Raw genomic sequence first — 24,164 nt, 5'->3', positions numbered from 1 at the left:
GGGCGCACAGCGCCCCCATCACTCCCGCGTCGAGCCCCTCGCTAAATCATCCCCCCGCCCATTCGTTCTTGTTGATGCGCCCGGACCTTCCGGTCGCGCCGCCGATCAGCAAGGACCTCACACATGAATGCCGCAGACGCCCAGAAACTTTCCCGCCGTTTCATCGAGTTGCCCCTGGACAAGCGCCGCTTGTTCCTCGAAGGGATGCGACGCGAGGGTATCGATTTCGCGCAGCTGCCCATGTCGTCCTGTGCCGGTCTGAGCGAGCGCGACGGCCTGTCCTACGCCCAGCAGCGCATGTGGTTCCTCTGGCAGCTGGAACCCCACAGCGCCGCCTACAACCTGCCGATGGCCGTGCGCCTCGACGGCGAGCTGCAGGTCGAGGCGCTGGAGCGGGCGTTCAGCCTGCTGGTCGCCCGCCACGAATGCCTGCGCACCACCTTCGCCCAGGACGGCGAGCGGGCGTTGCAGCGGGTGGCGGAGCCTGCGCCGGTGAGCATCCAGCTGTTCGACCTGGCCGACTTGCCCGAAACCACGCGCTGGGAGCGCGCGCACCAGCAGATGGCTGCCCAGGCCACCCAGGCCTTCGACCTCGAAGGCGGGCCGCTGTTCGGCATCGCCCTGTTGCGCCTGGCGCCCCAGGAACACGTGCTGTTGCTGACCCTGCACCACATCATCGCCGACGGCTGGTCGATGAACATCCTGATCGACGAATTCATGCGCAGCTACGACGCCCTTGTGGCGGGGCGCGAGCCGCAGCTGGCGGAGCTCAAGGTGCACTATCGCGACTATGCGCTGTGGCAGCGCAGCTGGCTGGAGGCCGGCGAGCGCGAGCGCCAGCTGGACTACTGGCGCGAGCAGCTGGGTGAAGAGCACCCGTTGCTGGAGCTGCCGACCGACCGGCCTTACCCGGCCCAGCCCAGCCACCTCGGCGAGCGTCTGGAGCTGATGCTCGACGCGGGCCTGCGCGAGGATCTCAAGCAGTTGGCCCAGCAGCACGGCGTGACCCTGTCCACGGTACTGCTGGCCGTGTTCAAGACCCTGCTGTACCGCTACAGCGGCCAGACCGACATCCGTGTCGGCGGCCTGATCGCCAACCGCAACCGCAGCGAGACCGAAGGGCTGGTCGGCTTCTTCGTCAACACCCAGGTGCTGCGCAGCCAGTTCACCGCGCAGACGCCGTTCAGCGACCTGCTGCGCAGCCTGCACCAGGCCTCCGTCGGCGCCCAGGCGCACCAGGACCTGCCGTTCGACGCGCTGATCGAAGCCCTGCAGCCCCAGCGCAGCCAGAGCCATACGCCGCTGTTCCAGGTGATGTTCAACCACCAGCCGCTGGTCACCGACCTCAATGACGTGCGTCTGGACTGCGGCCTGCGCGTGGGCTACCTGAGCGCCGAGCAGCTGGCCGGCAGCCGCCGCCAGCATGCCGCCACCAGCGACCTGATGCTCGACACCCGGGAGGAGGGCGAGCAGCTGTTCGTCGCCTTCACCTATGCCACCGACCTCTTCGACGAAGCCACCATCGCCGCCCTGGCCGGGCACTGGCGCAACCTGCTGCGCGCGGTCTGCCAGGCACCGCGCCAGCGCCTGGGCGAGTTGCCGCTGCTGGCCGAGGCCGAGCGCCAGGCGCTGCTGTGCCCGGTGGCCGAGGTGTCGTCGCTGGTACCGGTGCAACGGCTGTTCGAAGCCCAGGCCGCCCGTAGCGGCGAGGCATTGGCATTGATCCTGGCCGACGGCGCCGCGGCGCCATCCATGAGCTATGCCGAACTCAATGCCCGCAGCAATCGCCTTGCCCATCACCTGCGCCATCAGGGCGTCGGCCCCGATGTGCTGGTGGGCGTGGCCCTGGATCGCTCGCTGGACCTGGCCGTGGCCCTGCTGGCCGTGCTCAAGGCCGGCGGCGCCTATGTGCCGCTGGATTTGCAGGCCCCGGCCGAACGCCTGGGCCATGTCTTCGAGGACAGCGGCCTGCAATGGCTGCTGACCACCACCGCCCAGTTACCCGGCCTGCCGGCGCAGGATGGGCTGCGCTGCCTGTGCCTGGATCAGTTGGCGCTGGACGATGAGTCGGCGGACGACCTGGCGTTGACCGTCACGCGCGACAACCTGGCCTATGTGATCTACACCTCCGGTTCCACCGGCCGACCCAAGGGCGTGGCCATCAGTCACGGCGCCCTGAGTGAGTTCATCGCCCGCGCCATCGACTACAGCGACCTGCGCGAAGGCGACCGCGTCCTGCAGTTCGCCACCAGCAGCTTCGACGGCTTCGTCGAGCAGTTCTTCCCGCCGCTGTGCCACGGCGCCTGCGTGGTGCTGCGCGATACCCGCCTGTGGGACAGCGCCGCCCTGCATGAGGTGCTGATCAGCCACGGCGTGACCCTGGCCGACCTGCCGGCTGCCTACTGGTACTGGCTGGTGCAAGACTTCGCGGCGCGTCCACCGGCCAACTACGGCGCGCTGCGCCAGATCCACGTCGGCGGCGAAGCGATGGCGGTGGACGGGTTGCGCCTGTGGCAACTGGCCGGGCTGGGTCATGTGCGCCTGCTCAACACCTATGGCCCGACCGAGGCCACGGTGGTCTCGACCATCCACGACTGCACCGGGCTCGGCCACGAGGCGGTGTCCTGGCGCGGCATCCCCATCGGCCAGGGCCTGGCGCAGCGCCGGCTGTACATCCTCGACGATGACCTCGAACTGCTGCCGCAGGGCGCCGTGGGCGAGCTGTACATCGGCGGCCCGGGCCTGGCCCGTGGCTACCACGGTCAACCGGCGCTGAGCGCCCAGCGCTTCGTCGCCGACCCGTTCGCCCATGGCGAGCGCCTGTACCGCACCGGCGACCGTGCGCGCCTGGGCGCTGACGGCGCCATCGAGTACATCGGCCGTGTCGATCACCAGGTCAAGGTCCGGGGTTTCCGCATCGAGCTCGGCGAGATCGAGGCGCGCCTGCAGCAGTGCCCGGGCGTTCGCGAAGCGGTGGTGCTGGCCCTGCCGATGACCGGCGGCCTGCAACTGGTCGCCTATGTAGTGCCCGACGCTGGCGAGCAGGATGCCGCCGAACAGGCGCGTTTCCGCCAGCAGGTGCGCAGCCTGCTCAAGGCGCGCCTGCCCGAATACATGGTGCCCGGCCACCTGTTGCTGTTGCCGCGCCTGCCCCTGACGCCCAGCGGCAAGCTCGACCGCAAGGCCCTGCCGGCACCGGACCCCAGTGCATTACAGGCTGAGTATCGGGCGCCGCAGAGCGCCATCGAGCAGCAGCTGGCGCAGATCTGGATACAGGTGCTGGGCGTGACCAAGGTCGGCCTGGATGATCACTTCTTCGAGCTGGGCGGGCACTCGTTGCTGGCCGCCCAGGTATTGGCGCGGATCAAGGACCAACTGGGCCTGGTGCTGCCGTTGCGCAGCCTGTTCGAACACCCGGCGCTGGGCGACCTGGCCGCCGAGCTGGGCCGTCTGGAGGGCGGTGATAAAGATGACGACTGGTCGGATATGGACGCGTTCATGAGTTCCTTGGAAGGGGTTGAGGCATGAGTGGCAACATGGCGGTACGCATTGCAAAACGGTTCGTCAGCCTGCCCCTGGAGCAGCGCCGGCAGTTCCTCGCCAAGCTGCGCGAGGACGGCAAGGACTTCAGCCTGTTGCCGGTGGTCGAGTCGCGTCACGACTTTGCCAGCATCCCCCTGTCCTTCGCTCAGCAGCGCCTGCTGTTCCTCTGGCAGCTGGAGCCACACAGCGCGGCCTACAACATGGCGGCCGGCCTGCGCCTGAGCGGCCGGCTCGACGTGGCGGCCCTGCAGCGCTCGTTCGAGCACCTGGTGGCGCGCCACGAGGCGCTGCGCACGGTGTTCCAGGTCGATGGCGAACAGCCGCGCCAGGTGATCCTCGCGACCCAGGCCGTACCCCTGGCGCAGGTCGATCTCACCGGTGTCGCCAGCGACCGGCGCGAGGCCGAGCTGGCCACGCAGGTGCGCGAGGCCAGCCACCAGCCCTTCGACCTGCTGCACGGGCCGCTGCTGCGCGCCAGCCTGTACCGGCTGGCGGCCGAGGACTATGTGCTGCTGGTGAGCATGCACCACATCGTCTCCGACGGCTGGTCGATGGATGTGATGGTCAAGGAGTTCGTGCACAGCTACCAGGCTTTCAGCCAGGGGCAGGCACCGCAGTTGCCGGCGCTGGAGGTGCAGTACGCCGACTATGCGATCTGGCAGCGCAGTTGGCTGGAGGCCGGGGAGGGCGAGCGCCAGCTCGGCTACTGGCGCCAGCAGCTGGGCGAGGAGCAGCCGCTGCTGGAGGTGGCCGCTGACCATGCCCGCCCGCTGACCCAGAGCTTCGACGGCCAGACCCTGAGCTTCGACTTCGGCGCCGAGCTGTCCCGACGCCTGGGCGGCTACGCCCGCGCCCAGGGCATGACCCTGTTCATGCTGGTGCTGGCGGGCTTCTCGCTGTTCCTCTCGCGCCAGGCCGGGCAGCGTGATATCCGCATCGGCGTGCCCAACGCCAACCGCGGCCGCGCCGAGGTCGAGGGGCTGATCGGTTTCTTCGTCAACACCCAGGTGCTGCGCTGCCAGGTGGACGAGCGCCTGAGCTTCGACGACCTGCTGGCCCAGGTGCGCGAGGCGGTGCTTGGCGCCCAGGCGCACCAGGAACTGCCGTTCGAGCAACTGGTGGACGCACTGGTGCCGGAGCGCAACCTGGGCCACAACCCGCTGTTCCAGGTCAAGTTCAACCAGAACGTCGGCATGCAACGCCAGCGCTCGCTGGCCCTGCCGGGCCTGAGCGTCGCCGAGTACCCGCTGGACAAGGTCGGCACCCACTTCGACCTGGCGCTGGACATCACCGACGACGGCCAGCTGATCCACGGCGAGATGACCTTCGCCAGCGACCTCTACCAGCGCGCCACGGTCGAGGCGTTCATCCCGGCGTTCATCGAGCTGCTGGGCCAGTTGCTCGACGCGCCGCAGCTGCCGCTGCATCGCCTGGCCGCGCCGCTGCGTGCCGGGCAGGCGCCGGAGCGCGAGGCGCCGGTACTGGTAGTGGAGCAATGGCAGGAGCAGGTGCGTCGGCAGCCCGAGGCGCTCGCCGCCCGTAGCCTGGAGCACAGCCTGAGCTTCGCCGCCCTGGACCAGGCTGCCAACCGTCTGGCTCACCACCTGCAACGCCAGGGCGTGACCCGCGGCCAGCCGGTGGCGGTGCTGATGGAGCGTTCGCTGGACTGGCTGACCTGCATGCTCGGCATTCTCAAGGCCGGCGCCGTGTACATGCCGTTGGACACCAAGGCGCCTGAAGCGCGTCTGCGGCAGATGCTCGATGCGGCGCAGGCCAAGGTGCTGTTGTGCGCCGCCGGCGATGCGCGCCTGACCAGCCTGGCCGCCGCCGATCGCCTGACCGTGGGCTATGTGCCCGAACAATGGCAGGACCTGCCGGCCAGCGCGCCGGCCATCACGCTGTGGGCCGAATCGCCGGCCTATGTGATCCACACCTCCGGCTCCACCGGCCAGCCCAAGGGCGTGCTGGTCAGTCATGGCGCCCTGGCCAGCTATGTCGCCGGCCTGCTCAAGCGCCTGGCGCCAGCACCGGAGGCGAGTATGGCGCTGGTCTCGACCATCGCCGCCGACCTGGGCCACACCGTGCTGTTCGGCGCCCTGTGCGCCGGGCGCCTGCTGCATGTGCTGCCCGAGGCGCTGGGCTTCGACCCGGACGCCTTCGCCCGCTACATGGCCGAACACCGGGTTGGCGTACTGAAGATCGTCCCTGGCCACCTGGCGGCGCTGCTACAGGCCGGCAACCCCGCCGATGTGCTGCCCGAGCAGGCGCTGATCGTCGGTGGCGAGGCCTGCACGCCCGCCCTGGTGGAGCAGGTGCGCCGGCTCAAGCCGGGCTGCCGCCTGATCAACCACTATGGCCCGAGCGAGACCACGGTCGGCGTGCTGACCCATGAGGTCACGACCCTCGCCGCCGAGGCCCGCGCCGTGCCGGTGGGCACGGCCCTGCCGGGCGCCCATGTGCTGCTGCTCGACGATGTGCTCAACCCGATCGCCGACCAGGTCGCGGGCGAGCTGTATATCGGCGGTGCCAGCGTGGCCCAGGGTTACCTCGGTCAGCCGGGCCTGACCGCCGAACGCTTCGTGCCGGACCCGACGCGGCCTGGCCAGTGCCTGTACCGCAGCGGCGACCGGGTGCGGCGCAACCGTGCGGGCCAGGTGGAATTCATCGGTCGCGCCGACGACCAGGTCAAGGTGCGCGGTTATCGTGTCGAACCAGCCGAAGTGGCGCGGGTGCTGCTGGGGCTGGACGGGGTCGCAGAAGCGGTGGTCCTGGCCCAGCCGGTGGACGGTGACGAGACCCGCCTGCAACTGGTGGGCTGGTGCGTGGGGCAGGGGCTGCAGGGTGAAGCCTTGCGCCAGCAATTGCAGGACCGCCTGCCGGACTACATGGTGCCATCACAGATCCTGCTCCTGGAGCGCCTGCCGCTGACCGCCAACGGCAAGCTCGACAAGCGCGCGCTGCTGGCACCGGGTGTCGCCCGGCGCCAGTACACAGCGCCAGTCGGCGAGATCGAGCAGGCCCTGGCGGCGATCTGGGCCGAGGTGCTCAAGCTCGACCAGGTCGGCAGTACCGACAACTTCTTCGAACTGGGCGGCGACTCGATCCTCAGCCTGCAGATCATCGCCCGGGCCAAGCGCCAGGGCATCAAGCTCAGCCCCAAGCAATTGTTCGAGAAACAGACCATCGGCCAGCTGGCGGCGGTGGCCAAACGCATCGAGAAAAAGGCAGCGGCGGTCGAGCAGGTCAGCGGCACGCTGGCGTTGTTGCCGATCCAGGCGCGCTTCTTCGAAACCGACATCCCTGAGCGCCAGCATTGGAACCAGGCTTTGCTGCTCAAACCGACCCAGCCGCTGCGCGCCGACTGTCTGACGGGCGCGTTGCAGGCGCTGGTCGACCAACACGACGCACTGCGCCTGCGCTTCTCCCAGCGCGATACCTGGCAGGCCGAGTTTCAGGCTGGCAAGGCCGACGACATGCTCTGGGTTCGTAAGTTGAACGAGATGGCCGAGCTGCCGGCCCTGGCCGAGCAGGCCCAACGCAGCCTCGACCTGGCCAAAGGGCCGCTGCTGCGAGCGCTGCTGGTCGACCTGCCCGAAGGCCAGCAGCGTTTGCTGCTGGTGATCCACCACCTGGTGGTCGACGGTGTGTCCTGGCGTGTGCTGCTGGAAGACCTGCAACTGGCCTACACGGCCCTGGTCGCGGGCAAGCCGCTGGCGCTGGCGGCCAAGAGCAGTTCGCTCAAGGCTTGGGCCGAGCGCCTTGGCGCCTATGCCCGCAGCCCCGAACTGCTGGCCGAAGCCGATTACTGGCTGGACGGCCTCGCAGCCGCTGGCGATGAATTGCCACGGGACAATCCGTCGGGCGCCCAGACCAACCGTCACGTCGCCCATGCCTCGTCGCGCCTGGACACCGCGCTGACCCGCAAGCTGCTGCAGGTGGCGCCCGCCGCCTACCGCACCCAGGTCAACGACCTGCTGCTGGCGGCCCTGGCGCGGGTGCTGTGCGACTGGACCGAAGAGAAATCGGTGCTGATCCAGCTGGAAGGCCATGGCCGCGAGGACCTGTTCCCGGAACTGGACCTAAGCCGCACCCTGGGCTGGTTCAGCAGCCTGTTCCCGGTACGCCTGACGCCAGCTCATGGGCTGGGCGCGGGATTGTGCGCAGTCAAGGAGCAGTTACGTGCGGTGCCGAACAAAGGCATCGGCTACGGCGTGCTGCGCTACCTCGGCGAGCCCGACCTGCGCGCGCGCCTGGCGGTATTGCCGCAGCCACGGGTGACCTTCAACTACCTGGGGCAGTTCGACGGCAGCTTCGCCGAGGCCGAGGGCGCGCTGTTCACTCCGGCCAGCGAGGCCAGCGGTGCTACCCAGGATATGGACAGCCCGCTGGGCAACTGGCTCGGTATCACCGGGCAGGTCTACCAGGGCGAGCTGGAGCTGGACTGGAGCTTCAGCCGCGAGGTGTTCCGTCCCGAGACCATCGAGGCCCTGGCGCGCCGCTACGAGCAGGTGCTGGCCGAGCTGGTCGAGCACTGCGCCCAGGCGCCGCACCAGGGCGTCACGCCATCGGACTTCCCGCTGGCCGAGCTGACCCAGGCGCAACTGGACGGCCTGCCGCTGGCGGCCGGGGAAATCGAGGACCTCTACCCGCTGTCGCCGATGCAGCAGGGCATGCTGTTCCACAGCCTCTACGAGCAGGCGGCGGGCAACTACATCAACCAGTTGCGCGTGGATGTGCGCGGGCTGGACATGGCGCGCTTCCGTGCGGCCTGGCAGGCGGTGGTGGACAACCACGAAGTGCTGCGCAGCTGCTTCCCGCAGGATCTGCCGGCACCGGTGCAGGTGGTACGGCGCCAGGTGCAGGTGCCTTTCGTCGAGCTCGACCAGTCCCAGGATCCGGATGCCGTGGCCCAGGCCGAGCGCCAGGCCGGTTTCGACTTGGCCAGCGGTCCGCTGCTGCGCCTGACGCTGATCCGCACAGGCGATGACAGTCATCACCTGATCTACACCAGCCACCATATCCTGATGGACGGTTGGAGCAGCTCGCGCTTGCTGGGCGAAGTGCTGCAGCGCTACAGCGGCGCGACGCCGGGCGGCAAGACCAGCCGTTATCGCGACTATATCCAGTGGCTGCAAGGCCAGGACCAGCAGGCCAGCGAAACCTTCTGGCGGGGGCAGGTGGCCGATTTGCAAGAACCGACCCGTCTGGTCCAGGCGTTCAAGTCCTCGGCCCAGGGGCAGGGCCATGGCGTCCTGGCGCTGCGTTTCGAGGCGCAGCAGACCCGGCAGCTGGCGGACTTCGCCCGGGACCAGCGCGTTACCCTCAACACCCTGGTCCAGGCCGCCTGGCTGCTGCTGTTGCAGCGCTACACCGGCCAGGCCAGCGTGACCTTCGGTGCCACCGTGGCCGGTCGCCCGGCGGAGTTGCCGGGTGTCGAGGAGCAGCTGGGGCTGTTCATCAACACCTTGCCGGTGGTCGCCAGCCCGCGCCCGGAACAGACCGTGGGCGAGTGGGTGCAGCAGGTCCAGGCGCTGAACCTGGCCTTGCGCGAGCACGAGCACACGCCGCTGTACGAGATCCAGCGCTGGGCTGGCTGGAGCGGCGAGGCGCTGTTCGACAACATTCTGGTCTTCGAGAACTACCCGGTGTCCGAGGCGCTGCAACAGGGCGCGCCGCAGGGTCTGCAGTTCGGCGAGGTGCTCAACCAGGAGCAGACCAACTACCCGCTTACCCTGGTGGTGCAAGTGGGTGAGCGCCTGGAGGCGAGCTTCAGTTTCGATCGCCAGTGCTTCAGCGAACAGGCCATCGACCAGTTGGCGGGGCACTTCCAGCACCTGCTTGCGCAGTTGGCGGCTGACGCTCAGCGTGCACTGGGTGCGCTCAGCCTGCCGGTGGAAGACCAGCAGGTAGTGGCCAGCTATCCGAGCACGGCTTGCACCCATGAGTTGATCGAGGCGCAGGCGGTGCGTACGCCTGAGGCGATCGCCGTGACCTTCGCCGGGCAGGCGCTGAGCTACGACCAGCTCAACCGCCGTGCCAACCGCCTGGCGCACAGGCTGCGCGAGCGGGGCGTGGGGCCGGATGTGCTGGTGGGTATCGCCGTGGAACGTGGCTTCGAGATGATCGTCGGCCTGCTGGCGATCCTCAAGGCAGGGGGCGCCTATGTGCCACTGGATCCGGAATACCCGCAGGATCGCCTGAGCTACATGATGGAAGACAGCGGCATTCAACTGCTGCTGACGCAAGGTCACCTGTTGGCGAATCTGCCCGTGCCGGCGCAGGTGCGTAGCTTGAAGCTGGAAGACGACCTGGCTGGCTACAGCGAGGAGAATCCCGCGCACCTGACTCAGCCGGACAATCTGGCCTACGTCATCTACACCTCGGGCTCGACCGGCAAGCCGAAAGGCACGCTGCTGCCGCACCACAACCTGCTGCGCCTGTTCAAGGCGACCGACGCCTGGTTCGGCTTCGGTCCGCAGGATGTATGGACGCTGTTCCACTCGTACGCGTTTGACTTCTCTGTGTGGGAGATCTTCGGCGCGCTGCTGCACGGTGGTCGTTTGGTGATCGTGCCGCGTGAAACCACGCGTTCGCCGGAAGACTTCCACCAACTGCTGGTGGAGCAGGGTGTCACCGTGCTGAACCAGACCCCGTCGGCTTTCAAGCCGCTGATGCGGGCGGCCTGTGACAGCACTGCCGATCTGGCGCTGCGCTACGTGATCTTCGGTGGTGAAGCCCTGGATGTGGCCGCGCTGCAACCGTGGTTCGAACGTTTCGGCGAGGACTGCGACAACCTGATCAACATGTACGGCATCACCGAGACCACGGTCCACGTGACCTACCGGCCAATCGGCTTTGCCGATACGCAACAGGCGGGTAGCCCGATCGGTGCGGCGATCCCGGACCTGTCGATGTATGTGCTGGACGCCGATTTCAATCCGGTGGCCAAGGGCTGCACGGGCGAGCTGCACGTCGGCCACGCCGGCCTGGCGCGCGGTTACCACAACCGTGCCTCGCTGACCGCCGAACGCTTCGTACCGGATCCGTTCTCCAGCGAAGGCGGACGTCTGTACCGCACCGGCGACCTGGCCCGTTATCGCGGCCAGGAGGTGATCGAATACGTGGGCCGGATCGACCATCAGGTGAAGATCCGTGGCTTCCGTATCGAACTGGGCGAAATCGAGGCACGCCTGCAAGAACATGCCGCCGTGCGCGAAGTGCTGGTGCTGGATATCGACGGGGCAGGGGGCAAGCAACTGGCGGCTTACCTGATCGCTCAAGACGAAAATGCAGACCACGCAGCATTGCGTGACACGCTGAAACAGCACCTGAAAGCCAACCTGCCGGACTACATGGTCCCGACCCACTTCCTTGTGCTGGACCAGTGGCCGCTGACGGCCAACGGCAAGCTGGACCGCAAGGCCCTGCCGAAGCCGGACGCCAGCCAACTGCAACAAGGCTACGTGGCGCCACGCACGGCGCTGGAACAACAACTGGCCGCGATCTGGAGCGAAGTGCTGAAGGTCGAGCAGGTGGGTCTGCACGACAACTTCTTCGAGCTCGGTGGCCACTCGTTGCTGGCCACCCAAGTGACCTCGCGGATCCGCCAGCGCTTGGAGCTGGAAGTCCCGCTGCGCAGCCTGTTCGAGTCCGCCGACCTGCTGGCCTTCGCCCAGGCTGCCGGCCAGGGTTCGGCCAGCCAGGCGCCGGCGTTCACTGTCGTGGACCGCAGCCAGCCGCTGCCGTTGTCCTACGCCCAGCAACGCCAGTGGTTCCTCTGGCAGCTGGAGCCGGACAGCGCCGCCTACAACATCCCTTCGGCCCTGCGTCTGAAGGGCGAGCTGAACATCGAGGCCCTGCGCAGCAGCTTCGCCGCGCTGATCGCCCGTCACGAAACCCTGCGCACCACCTTCAGGCAGCAGGGCGATAGTGCCGAACAGGTGGTGCACCCGACGCTCGATGTTCCGCTGCAGGTCGCGTCGGCTGCCCTGGATGAGACGGCGCTACAGGCCTGGGTCGAGGCCCAGGTGCGCGAGCCGTTCAACCTCGAGCACGGTCCGCTGCTGCGCGCCCGCTTGCTGCGCCTGGCCGCCGACGACCACGTGCTGGTGCTGACCCTGCACCATATCGTCGCCGACGGCTGGTCGATGCCGATCATGGTCGATGAACTGGTGCGCGGCTATGAAAGCCATCTGCAGGGTAAGGCCCCGCAGCTGCCGGCCCTGGCGTTCCAGTACGCCGACTACGCCGCCTGGCAGCGCCAGTGGATGGAGGCTGGCGAGCAACAGCGCCAGCTGGACTACTGGCAAGCGCGCCTGGGCAGCAGCCAGCCGATCCTCGAGCTGGCCACCGACCACCCGCGTCCCGCCGTGCAGCAATACGACGGCGCTCGCCTGCAGGTGAGCCTGGAGCCGGGCCTGGTTGCCCAGCTCAAGGCGCTGGCCGGGCAACAGGACGTGACCCTGTTCATGCTCCTGCTGGCGTCGTTCCAGGCCTTGCTGCATCGTCATTCCGGTCAGGCCGACATCCGCGTCGGCGTGCCGGTGGCCAACCGCACCCGGGCCGAGACCGAAGGGCTGATCGGCTTCTTCGTCAACACCCAGGTACTGGATGCCCGCTTCCAGCCGCAACTGCGCTTCGACGAATTGCTGCAACAGGTCAAGCACACCGCCCTGGGCGCCCAGGCGCACCAGGAGCTGCCCTTCGAACAACTGGTCGAGGCCCTGCAGCCGGAGCGCAGCCTGAGCCACAGCCCGCTGTTCCAGGTGATGTTCAACCACCAGACCCAGGTGCTGGGCGAATCCCGCGAGCTGGCGGGCCTCAGCCTGCAGGGTCTGGTCTCGGACAAGCAGACCGCGCAGTTCGACCTGACCCTGGACACCGCCGAGCACGAAGGCGGCCTGAGCGCGACCCTGACCTACGCCACCAGCCTGTTCGAGGCCGCCAGCGTGGCGCGCATGGCCGAGCACTGGCGCAACCTGTTGCAGGGCATCTGCCAGGACGCCGGGCAGCGGGTTGCCGAACTGCCGCTGCTGAGCCGCGAGGAGCGCGAGCGCACCCTGCACGCCTGGAATGACAGCGCCGCCGACTATCCACGCGGGCAGACCGTCCAGCAGTTGATCGAGGTGCAGGCCGCACGCACGCCGCAGGCCATCGCTGCGGTGCTGGGCGAGCAGTCGCTGAGCTATGAGCAGCTTAACCGTCGCGCCAACGCCCTGGCCCATCACCTGCGCAGCCTGGGCGTCGGCCCCGATGTGCTGGTGGGGATCGCCGTGGAGCGCAGCCTTGACATGCTGGTCGGCCTGCTGGCGGTACTCAAGGCTGGTGGCGCCTATGTGCCGCTGGACCCGCAGTTCCCCGAGGACCGCCTGGCTTACATGATGGAGGACAGCGGCATCCCGCTGCTGCTGACCCAGTCCAGCCTGCTGCAGCGCCTGCCGATTCCGCCGCAGGTGCACAGCCTGTGCCTGGACCAGCCGCTGCCAGCCGAGCACGGCGGGGACAATCCGCGCCAGCTGGCACTGCCGGAAAACCTCGCGTACGTGATCTACACCTCCGGCTCCACCGGCAAGCCCAAGGGCGTGACCATCCGCCACGACGCGCTGGTCAACTTCCTGTGCAGCATGGCGCGCCAGCCGGGCATCGACGCCCAGGACAAGGTGCTGTCGCTGACCTCGCTGTCGTTCGACATCGCCGGCCTTGAGCTGTACCTGCCGTTGCTGCGCGGCGCCAGCGTGGTGCTGCTGGGCGAGCAGGTGAACAAGGACCCGCAGGCCCTGATGGCGGTGATCCACGCCCAGGCGGTCAGCGTCGTCCAGGCCACGCCATCGACCTGGCGCATGCTGCTGGATGCTGCGGCGCCCGGTGCCTTCGCCGGCAAGAAGGTGCTGTGCGGCGGCGAGGCGCTGAGCGCCGAGCTGGCCCAGCGCCTGATTGCCCAGGCCGGGCATGTGTGGAACGTCTACGGCCCGACCGAGACCACCATCTGGTCGGCCTGCCACTACCTGACCGCCAGCGACGATGTGTGGCTGGGCCGTCCGCTGGCCAACACCCGCCTGCACGTGGTCAGTGACGAGCTCGACGTGTTGGCGCAAGGCGCGCGCGGCGAGCTGCTGATCGGCGGCGATGGCCTGGCGCGGGGCTACCACAACCGTCCGGGCCTCACCGCCGAGCGCTTCGTGCCGGATCCGTTCGCCAGCGAGCCGGGCGCGCGCCTGTACCGCACCGGCGACCTGACCCGCTACCGCGACGACGGCGTGATCGAGTATGTCGGGCGCCTGGACCACCAGGTGAAGATCCGTGGCTTCCGCATCGAGCTGGGCGAAATCGAGGAGCGCCTGCTGTTGCACCCGGCGATCCGCGAGGCCGCGGTGATCGATATCGACGGCCCGACCGGCAAACAGCTGGCGGCTTACCTGGTGCTGCACGACGCGCAGCAAGGCGTGGAAGCGCTGCGCGGCGAGCTGCGCGCGCACCTGAAGGCCGGGCTGCCGGACTACATGGTGCCGAGCCACCTGGTGGGCCTGGCGCGCATGCCGCAGACCCCCAACGGCAAGCTGGACCGCAAGGCCCTGCCGCTGCCGGACGCCAGCCAGCTGCAGCCGGCCCATGTGGCGCCGGTCACGGAGCTGGAGCGCAAGCTGGCGGCGATCTGGGCCGAGGTGCTGCATGTCGAGCGGGTGGGGCTGCAGGACAACTTCTTCGACCTGGGTGGGCACTCGTTGCTGATTGTCCAGGTGATCGGCCGGGTGCGCGAGCAACTGGGCGTCGACCTGAGCCTGAACGAGCTGTTCGAGCAGGCCACCCTGGCCGATTTCAGCCAGGTGGTCGAACGCAAGTCGGGGCAGGTCGCCAACGCCCATGACGAACTGACTAAATCCCTGGAGGCCTTGAAACGTCTTACTGCACAGGAAATAGATAATCTGATCGCTTAGCGGGAGACATTCAAAGTGCAAGAGCTGCTCGACTCCGTAAAGTCGCTGTCCACCAGGGAGCGCAAGGCATTGGCAGCCTTGCTCAAGCGCCAGGGTGTCAACCTCTACGGGGTCACCCCGATCTTCAGAAGGGATTCTGCGCACGGGGCAGCGCTTTCATACGCACAGCAGCGCCAGTGGTTCCTCTGGCAGCTCGATCCGCACAGCGCCGCCTACAACATTCCGGCGGCGCTGCGGCTCAAGGGCGCGCTGGATATCGAGGCGTTGCAGCGCAGCTTCGACAGCCTGGTGGCGCGCCACGAGACCCTGCGCACCACCTTCCGCCAGGAGGGTGACGGCGCGGTGCAGGTCGTCCATCCGCCCTTGCCGCTGGCATTGGCGGTTGAGCCGTTCGCGGTTGCCGATCCGGCGAATCTGGAAGCGGCCATCCGCGCGCGGGTGGAGGCCGAGGTGCAGCAACCCTTCGACCTGCAACAGGGCCCGCTGCTGCGGGTCAGGCTGCTGGTGCTGGGGCCTGAAGAGCATGTGCTGATCCTCACCGTGCACCATATCGTCTCCGATGGCTGGTCCACGCCGATCCTGGTGGACGAGCTGATCCGTCTTTACCAAGGCTTGCGCCAGGGCTCGCCGGTGACCCTCGCCGAGCTGCCGATCCAGTATGCCGACTACGCGCTGTGGCAGCGCGACTGGATGGAGGCGGGCGAGCAGGAGCGTCAGCTCGGCTACTGGCGCCAGCAGCTGGCCGGCGAGCAGCCGCTGCTGGAGCTGCCCGTCGACCGTCCGCGGCCGTCGGTGCAGAACTTCCACGGCGCGCGGCTGGCCATCGATATCGATGCCTCCCTGGCCCAGGCGCTCAAGGCCTTGGCGCGTCAGCAGGGGGTGACCCTGTTCATGCTGTTGCTGGCGTCGTTCCAGACGCTGCTGCACCGTTACAGCGGCCAGGCCGATATCCGTGTCGGCGTGCCGGTGGCCAACCGTGCCCGGGCCGAAACCCAGGGGCTGATCGGCTTCTTCGTCAACACCCAGGTGCTCAAGGCCGAGTTCGCGCCGCAGATCACCTTCACCGTGTTGCTGCAGCAGGTCCGCGAGGCCGCGCTGCAGGCCCAGGCGCATCAGGACCTGCCGTTCGAGCAACTGGTCGAGGCGCTGCAGCCCGAGCGCAGCATGAGCCACAACCCGCTGTTCCAGGTGCTGTTCAACCACCAGGCCGAAAGCCCGGGCATGGCCCGTCAGCTCGGCGAGCTGCAGGTCGAGGGCTTGAGCTGGGAAGGGCAGACCACCCAGTTCGACCTGATCCTCAACACCGCCGAACACGACGGCGGGCTGATCGCGGCACTGACCTACGCCACCTCGCTGTTCGACCCGGCCACGGTCGAGCGCATCGGCCGGCATTGGCGCAACCTGTTGCAGGGCATTTGCCAGGACCACGCGCAGCGTGTGGCGCAGTTGCCGTTGCTCGATGTGGCAGAGCAGGGCGAGTGGAAAGCTGATGTGCAGCAATATCCAGGCACGGCTTGTGCCCATGAGCTGATCGAGGCGCAGGCGGCACGTACGCCTGAGGCGGTCGCCGTGACCTTCGCCGGGCAGGCGCTGAGCTACGACCAGCTCAACCGCCGTGCCAACCGCCTGGCGCACAAGCTGCGTGAGCAGGGCGTGGGGCCGGATGTGCTGGTGGGCATCGCCGTGGAGCGCGGGTTCGAGATGATCGTCGGCCTGCTGGCGATCCTCAAGGCGGGTGGCGCCTATGTGCCGCTGGATCCGGAATACCCGCAGGACCGCCTGAGCTACATGATGGAAGACAGCGGTATTCAACTGTTGCTGACGCAAGGTCACCTGCTGGCGAATCTGCCCGTGCCGACGCAGGTCCGCAGCCTGAAGCTGGAAGACGATCTGGCTGGCTACAGCGATGAGAACCCTGCGCACCTGACTCAGCCGGACAATCTGGCCTACGTCATCTACACCTCGGGCTCGACCGGCAAGCCGAAAGGCACGCTGCTGCCGCACCACAACCTGCTGCGCCTGTTCAAGGCGACCGATGCCTGGTTCGGCTTCGGTCCGCAGGATGTATGGACGCTGTTCCACTCCTACGCCTTCGACTTCTCCGTGTGGGAGATCTTCGGCGCGCTGCTGCATGGTGGTCGTCTGGTGATCGTGCCGCGTGAAACCACGCGTTCGCCTGAAGACTTCCACCAGTTGCTGGTGGAGCAGGGCGTGACCGTGCTGAACCAGACCCCGTCGGCGTTCAAACCGCTGATGCGGGTGGCTTGTGACAGCTCTGCCGATCTGGCGCTGCGTTACGTGATTTTCGGCGGCGAAGCCCTGGATGTGGCGGCGTTGCAACCGTGGTTCGAGCGTTTCGGCGAGGACTGCGACAACCTGATCAACATGTACGGCATCACCGAGACCACGGTCCATGTGACCTACCGGCCGATTCGCTTCGCCGACACCCAGCAGTCGGGCAGCCCGATCGGTGCGGCGATCCCGGACCTGTCGATGTACGTGCTGGATGCCGACTTCAATCCGGTGGCCAAGGGTTGCACGGGTGAGCTGCACGTCGGCCACGCCGGTCTGGCGCGCGGTTACCACAACCGTGCCTCGCTGACCGCCGAACGCTTCGTACCGGATCCGTTCTCCAGCGAAGGTGGACGTTTGTACCGGGCCGGCGACCTGGCGCGTTATCGCGGCCAGGAGGTGATCGAGTACGTGGGCCGGATCGACCATCAGGTGAAGATCCGCGGCTTCCGTATCGAACTGGGCGAAATCGAGGCGCGCCTGCAAGAACATGCCGCCGTGCGCGAAGTGCTGGTGCTGGATATCGACGGGGCAGGGGGCAAGCAACTGGCGGCTTACCTGATCGCTCAAGACGAAAATGCAGACCACGCAGCGTTGCGTGACATGCTGAAACAGCACCTGAAAGCCAACCTCCCGGACTACATGGTTCCGACTCATTTCCTGGTGCTGGAACAGTGGCCGCTGACCGCCAACGGCAAGCTGGACCGCAAGGCCCTGCCGAAACCGGACGCCAGCCAGCTGAAACAAGGCTACGTGGCCCCACGTACGGAGCTGGAGCAACAACTGGCCGCGATCTGGAGCGAAGTGCTGAAGGTCGAGCAGGTCGGCCTGCACGACAACTTCTTCGAACTCGGCGGCCATTCGTTGCTGGCCACCCAAGTGACCTCGCGGATCCGCCAGCGCTTGGAGCTGGAAGTCCCGCTGCGCAGCCTGTTCGAGTCCGCCGACCTGCAGGCCTTTGCCCAGGCCGCAGGCCAAGGTTCGGCCAGCCAGGCGCCGGCGTTTACTGTCGTGGACCGCAGCCAGCCGCTGCCGCTGTCCTACGCCCAGCAACGCCAGTGGTTCCTCTGGCAGTTGGAGCCGGACAGCGCCGCCTACAACATCCCTTCGGCCCTGCGCCTGAAGGGCGAGCTGAACATCGAGGCCCTGCGCAGCAGCTTCGCCGCGCTGATTGCTCGTCATGAAACCCTGCGCACCACCTTCCATCAGGAAGGCGACCAAGCCTGTCAGCGCATCCACCTGGCCAGCGACTTCGACCTGGCTGTCGAAACGGTCAGCGCCGAAGCCCTGCAGGCACGTATCGTCGAGGAAACCGCCCAGCCATTCGATCTGGAGCACGGCCCGCTGCTGCGCGCCCGCCTGCTGCGCCTGGCCGCCGACGAGCATGTGCTGGTGCTGACCCTGCACCATATCGTCGCCGACGGCTGGTCGATGCCGGTCATGGTCGATGAAGTGGTGCGCCTGTATGCCGCTCATTGTCAGGGCATTGCCCCGCAACTGCCGGCCCTGGCGTTCCAGTACGCCGACTATGCGGCCTGGCAGCGCCAGTGGATGGAAGCCGGCGAGCAGGCTCGCCAGCTCGACTACTGGCGCCGACAGCTGGGTGATGAGCAACCGTTGCTGGAGCTGCCGACCGACCGTCCGCGGCCCCTGCAGCAGAACCACGCCGGCGCCCGCCTGGACATCCGTCTGGAGCGCGAGCTGGTCGAGGCCCTCAAGGCTACCGCACGGCAACAGGGCGTGACCCTGTTCATGCTGCTGCTGGCCTCGTTCCAGACACTGCTGCACCGTCTCAGTGGTCAATCGCAGGTGCGCGTCGGCGTGCCGGTGGCCAACCGCAACCGGGCCGAGACCGAGGGCCTGATTGGCTTCTTCGTCAACACCCAGGTGCTCGACGCCCGCTTCGACCTGCGCACCACTTTCGCCGAGCTGCTGCAACAGGTCCGCCAGACCGCCGTGCAGGCCCAGGCGCACCAGGACCTGCCGTTCGAGCAGCTGGTCGAGGCGCTGCAGCCCGAGCGCAGCATGAGCCACAGCCCGCTGTTCCAGGTGTTGTTCAACCACAAGACGGAAAACCCCGGCACGGCCCAGGAGCTGGCCGGGCTGCGGATCGAGGGGCTGGACTGGGAAGACCGTACCACCCAGTTCGACCTGGTGCTCAACACGGTCGAACACAGCACCGGGTTGAACGCCATCCTGAGCTATGCCACCGCGTTGTTCGACCCGGCCACGGCCGAGCGTCTGGGCGGGTACTGGCGCAACCTGCTGCAGGGCATCTGCCAGGACAGCGGCCAGCGCGTGGCGCAGTTGCCGTTGCTCGATGCGGCCGAGCTGGTCGAGCTGCAAGCGGATGTGCAGCGTTATCCAAGCGCCGAGTGCGCTCATGTGCTGATCGAGGCGCAGGCGGCACGTACGCCTGAGGCGATCGCCGTGGCCTTCGCCGGGCAGGCGCTGAGCTACGACCAGCTCAACCGCCGCGCCAACCGCCTGGCCCACAAGCTGCGCGAGCAGGGCGTGGGGCCGGATGTGCTGGTGGGCATCGGCGTGGAGCGCGGCTTCGAGATGATCGTTGGCCTGCTGGCGATCCTCAAGGCCGGGGGCGCCTATGTGCCACTGGATCCGGAGTATCCGCAGGACCGCCTGAGCTACATGATGGAAGACAGCGGCATTCAACTGCTGCTGACACAAGGTCACCTGCTGGCCGATCTGCCCGTGCCGACGCAGGTCCGCAGCCTGAAGCTGGAAGACGATCTGGCTGGCTACAGCGATCAGAACCCTGATCACCTGACGCAGCCGGACAATCTGGCCTACGTCATCTACACCTCGGGCTCCACCGGCAAGCCGAAAGGCACGCTGCTGCCGCACCACAACCTGTTGCGCCTGTTCAAGGCCACCGATGCCTGGTTCGGCTTCGGCCCGCAGGATGTATGGACGCTGTTCCACTCCTACGCCTTCGACTTCTCCGTGTGGGAGATCTTCGGCGCGCTGCTGCACGGTGGTCGTTTGGTGATCGTGCCGCGTGAAACCACGCGTTCGCCGGAAGACTTCCACCAACTGCTGGTGGAGCAGGGCGTGACCGTGCTTAACCAGACCCCGTCGGCGTTCAAGCCGCTGATGCGAGTGGCCTGTGACAGCGCTGATGATCTGGCACTGCGCTACGTGATCTTCGGTGGCGAGGCTTTGGACGTTGCTGCACTGCAACCGTGGTTCGAGCGTTTCGGCGAGGACTGCGACAACCTGATCAACATGTACGGCATCACCGAGACCACGGTCCACGTGACCTATCGGCCAATCCGCTTTGCCGATACGCAACAGCCGGGCAGCCCGATCGGTGCGGCGATCCCGGACCTGTCGATGTATGTACTGGATGCCGACTTCAACCCGGTGGCCAAGGGCTGCACGGGCGAGCTGCACGTTGGCCATGCCGGCCTGGCCCGCGGTTACCACAACCGCGCTTCGCTGACTGCCGAACGCTTCGTGCCGGATCCGTTCTCCAGTGAAGGCGGACGTCTGTACCGCACCGGCGACCTGGCCCGTTATCGCGGCCAGGAGGTGATCGAATACGTGGGCCGGATCGACCATCAGGTGAAGATCCGTGGCTTCCGTATCGAACTGGGCGAGATCGAGGCACGCCTGCAAGAGCACGCTGCCGTGCGCGAAGTGCTGGTGCTGGATATCGACGGGGCAGGGGGCAAGCAACTGGCTGCCTATCTGATCGCTCAGGATCCATCCGCCGATCACGCAACGCTGCGTGACACGCTGAAGCAGCACCTGAAAACCAACCTGCCGGACTACATGGTTCCGACGCACTTCCTGGTGCTGGAGCAGTGGCCGCTGACGGCCAACGGCAAGCTGGACCGCAAGGCCCTGCCCAAGCCGGACGCAAGCCAACTGCAACAAGGCTACGTGGCGCCACGCACGGAGCTGGAGCAACAGCTGGCGGCGATCTGGAGCGAAGTGCTGAAGGTCGAGCAGGTGGGTCTACACGACAACTTCTTCGAGCTCGGCGGTCACTCGCTGCTGGCCACCCAGGTAACCTCGCGCATCCGCCAGCGCTTGGACCTGGAAGTCCCGCTGCGCAGCCTGTTCGAGTCCGCCGACCTGCAGGCTTTCGCCCAGGCTGCCGGCCAGGGTTCGGCCAGCCAGGCGCCGGCATTCACGATTGTGGATCGCAACCAACCGCTGCGGCTGTCCTACGCCCAGCAACGCCAGTGGTTCCTCTGGCAGCTGGAGCCTGAAAGCGCCGCCTACCATATCCCCGCAGCCCTGCAACTGAAGGGCCGGATCAACCTGGAGGCGCTGCGCCAGGCCTTCGAAGCCCTGGTCGCGCGGCATGAGAGCCTGCGCACCACCTTCGAGCAACGGGGTGGCGAGGCACTACAGCATATCCAGGTGCCCACGACCTTCACCCTGGTGATGGAGTCGCTGCAGGACACCTCCACCGAGGCGGTCCGCGAACGCGTGGCCCGCGAGATCCAGCGCCCCTTCGACCTGACCCAGGGGCCGCTGCTGCGGGTACGCCTGCTGCGCCTGGCCGAGGACGAGCATGTGCTGGTGCTGACCCTGCACCATATCGTCGCCGATGGCTGGTCGATGCCGATCATGGTCGATGAGGTGGTGAGCGCCTACCTGGCCTTGAGCCAGGGCCGCCAACCCGAGCTGCCGGCCCTGGCCGTGCAGTACGCCGACTATGCCGCCTGGCAGCGCCAATGGATGGCGGCCGGCGAGCAGGCCCGCCAGCTCGATTACTGGCTGGCCCAGCTGGGCGGCGAGCACTATGTGCTGCAACTGCCCACCGATCACCCGCGTCCCACCGTGCAGAGCCACGCCGGACGCAGCCTCGCCATCGAGGTGCCGGCGCCGTTGGTCCAGGCCCTGAAGGCCCAGGCGCGCCAGCAAGGGGTGACGTTGTTCATGCTGCTGCTGGCCTCGTTCCAGAGCCTGCTGCATCGCCAGACCGGGCAGGCCGACATCCGCGTCGGCGTGCCGATCGCCAACCGCACCCGGGCCGAGACCGAAGGGCTGATCGGCTTCTTCGTCAACACCCAGGTGCTCAAGGCGCAGTTCGAGCTGCACACGACCTTCAGCGAGCTGCTGCAGCAGGTCAAGCACACCGCGCTGCAGGCCCAGGCCCACCAGGACCTGCCGTTCGAGCAACTGGTCGAGGCGCTGCAGCCAGAGCGCAGCCTGAGCCACAACCCGCTGTTCCAGGTGATGTTCAACCACCAGGCCCAGCGCTCGGATCAGGCGCGCGAGTTGCCGGGCTTGAGCATCGAAGGCCTGAGCTGGGGCAATCCAACGGCACACCTGGACCTGGCCCTGGACACCTTCGAAAGCGAGGATGGCCTGGGTGCGACCCTGACCTACGTCAGCGACCTGTTCGAGCACGCCACCATCGAGCGCATGGCCGCGCACTGGCTCAACCTGCTGCAGGCGGTCAGCACCCAGCCGGCCCAGCGCATCGTCGAGCTGCCGCTGCTGGACGCGGCGCAGCGCCAGACCATCCTTGAGCAATGGAGCCGACACGAGGCGGTCTACCCCGACCAGCGCACCGTGCAGCAGTTGATCGCCGACCAGGCCGCGCGCACGCCGCAGGCCACGGCGCTGATCTGCGAAGGGCAGCAGCTCAGCTACCAGGCCCTGGACCAGCGCGCCAACCAGCTGGCCCACCGCCTGCGCGAGGAAGGCATCGGCCCGGACGTGCGCGTCGGCATCGCCCTGCCGCGCAGCCTGGACATGGTGGTCGGCCTGCTGGCGGTGCTCAAGGCCGGCGGCGCCTATGTACCGCTGGACCCCGACTACCCGCACGAGCGCCTGGCCTACATGATGGAGGACAGCGGCATCGTCCTGCTGCTTGGCCACAGCACGCAGTTGCAAGGCCTGGCGGTGGCGCCGCAGGTACGCTGCCTGTGCCTGGACAGCGAACCGCTCGACGCCTGGCCGAACCATGCGCTGCCTGAACTGGGCGACCCCGACAACCTGGCGTACATCATGTACACCTCCGGCTCCACTGGCCGCCCCAAGGGCGTGGGCATCAGCGCCGCCGCCCTGAGCCGGCACGCCCATGTCGCCAAGGGCTTCTGCGGGTTGTCGGCGGCCGACCGGGTGCTGCAGTTCTCCACCTTCAACTTCGACGCCTTCGTCGAGCAGCTGTACCCGGCGCTGATCTGCGGCGCCAGCGTGGTGGTGCGCGGCCCGACGCTGTGGGACAGCGAGACCTTCTACCGCGAAGTGGTAACCCAAGGCATCACCTTCGCCGACCTGCCGACCGCCTACTGGCACCTGCTGGCCAAGGACTTCGCGGCCAAGGGGCCGCGTGACTACGGCGTGCTGCGCCAGATCCACATGGGCGGCGAGGCCATGGCCGCCGACGCCGTGCTGGCCTGGCAACAGGCCGGGCTTGGCCATGTGCGCCTGCTCAACACCTACGGGCCGACCGAGGCCACCGTCAGCGTCATGAGCCATGACTGCAGCGCCTATGTCACCGGCGAGCAGCCCCTGCCGGTGCAGATTCCGATCGGCAAGGCCCTGGCCGGCCGCTCGATCCACCTAGTGGATGCCGACGGTGACCTGGCCCTGCCGGGGGCCATCGGCGAACTGCTGGTGGGTGGCGAGCTGCTCGCTCGCGGTTATCACAACCGCCCGGGGCTGACCGCCGAACGCTTCATCCCCGACCCGTTCGCCACCACGCCGGGTGCCCGCCTGTACCGCACCGGCGACCTGGCGCGTTACCGTGAGCAGGGTGTGGTCGAGTACGCCGGGCGCATCGACCACCAGGTGAAGATCCGCGGCTTCCGCATCGAACTGGGCGAGATCGAGGCGCGCCTGCGCGAGCACCCGGCGGTGCGCGAAGTGCTGGTGGTCGATATCGACGGCCCGGGCGGCAAGCAGCTGGCCGCCTACCTGGTGCCCGACGCGATGCCCGAGGAGGACGCTGGCCTGCGCGCCGAACTGAAGGCGCACCTGGGCGCCAGCCTGCCGGACTACATGGTGCCGATGTACCTGGTGCTGCTTGAACGCATGCCGCTGCTGCCCAACGGCAAGCTCGACCGCAAGGCGCTGCCGGCCCCCGATACCCGTCAGGCGCAGTCGGCCTACGTGGCCCCGGTCAGCGAGCTGGAACAGCAGCTGGCGGCGCTCTGGGCCGAGGTGCTGGAGGTCGAGCGGGTGGGCCTGATGGATGACTTCTTCGAGCTGGGCGGGCATTCGCTGCTGGCGGCCCAGCTGATTTCCAAGATCAACTCGGGCCTGGGGATCGACATCCCGTTGCGCCTGCTATTCGAGAAACCGCAATTGAATGATTTTGCCCAGGCCTGTGCCTCCACCGGCCTGTCGTTGAGCGAGGACGGCTTGTCCGATATCGAAAGAATGATGAATGAAATGGCGGGCGTCTGA

At 67.6% G+C, this 24,164-nt stretch carries 3 protein-coding genes; all 3 read left to right on the top strand.

Features of this window, described 5'->3' with window-relative positions; genetic code table 11:
- Positions 1 to 123: 123 nt before the first annotated feature.
- The 3 genes from LU671_RS15700 to LU671_RS29445 are packed head-to-tail and all read left to right on the top strand — an operon-like array spanning position 124 to position 24,164.
- Entirely contained in the window at positions 124 to 3,528 is a 3,405-nt protein-coding gene (locus LU671_RS15700) for a non-ribosomal peptide synthetase (RefSeq protein WP_232856157.1), read from the top strand.
- Positions 3,525 to 14,477 (top strand): non-ribosomal peptide synthetase, encoded by a 10,953-nt coding sequence (locus LU671_RS15695; RefSeq protein ID WP_232856156.1) that lies wholly within the window; start codon positions 3,525 to 3,527, stop codon positions 14,475 to 14,477. The genes LU671_RS15700 and LU671_RS15695 overlap by 4 nt, the downstream gene beginning before the upstream one ends.
- Positions 14,478 to 14,492: 15 nt before the next feature.
- Complete coding sequence (locus tag LU671_RS29445; protein WP_332880080.1) at positions 14,493 to 24,164, top strand: amino acid adenylation domain-containing protein; 9,672 nt, start codon at positions 14,493 to 14,495, stop codon at positions 24,162 to 24,164.

Origin of the sequence: Pseudomonas sp. NMI760_13 (assembly GCF_021283245.1) — a bacterium.
Lineage (GTDB): Bacteria > Pseudomonadota > Gammaproteobacteria > Pseudomonadales > Pseudomonadaceae > Aquipseudomonas > Aquipseudomonas peradeniyensis.
Note: the sequence above shows the minus strand (reverse complement) of the source record. Positions and strands in the feature narration are given on the sequence as shown.

Coding starts and splice junctions, on each gene's coding strand:
- LU671_RS15700 (WP_232856157.1), top strand. CDS start 124: ATGAATGCCGCAGACGCCCAGAAACTTTCCCGCCGTTTCATCGAGTTG.
- LU671_RS15695 (WP_232856156.1), top strand. CDS start 3,525: ATGAGTGGCAACATGGCGGTACGCATTGCAAAACGGTTCGTCAGCCTG.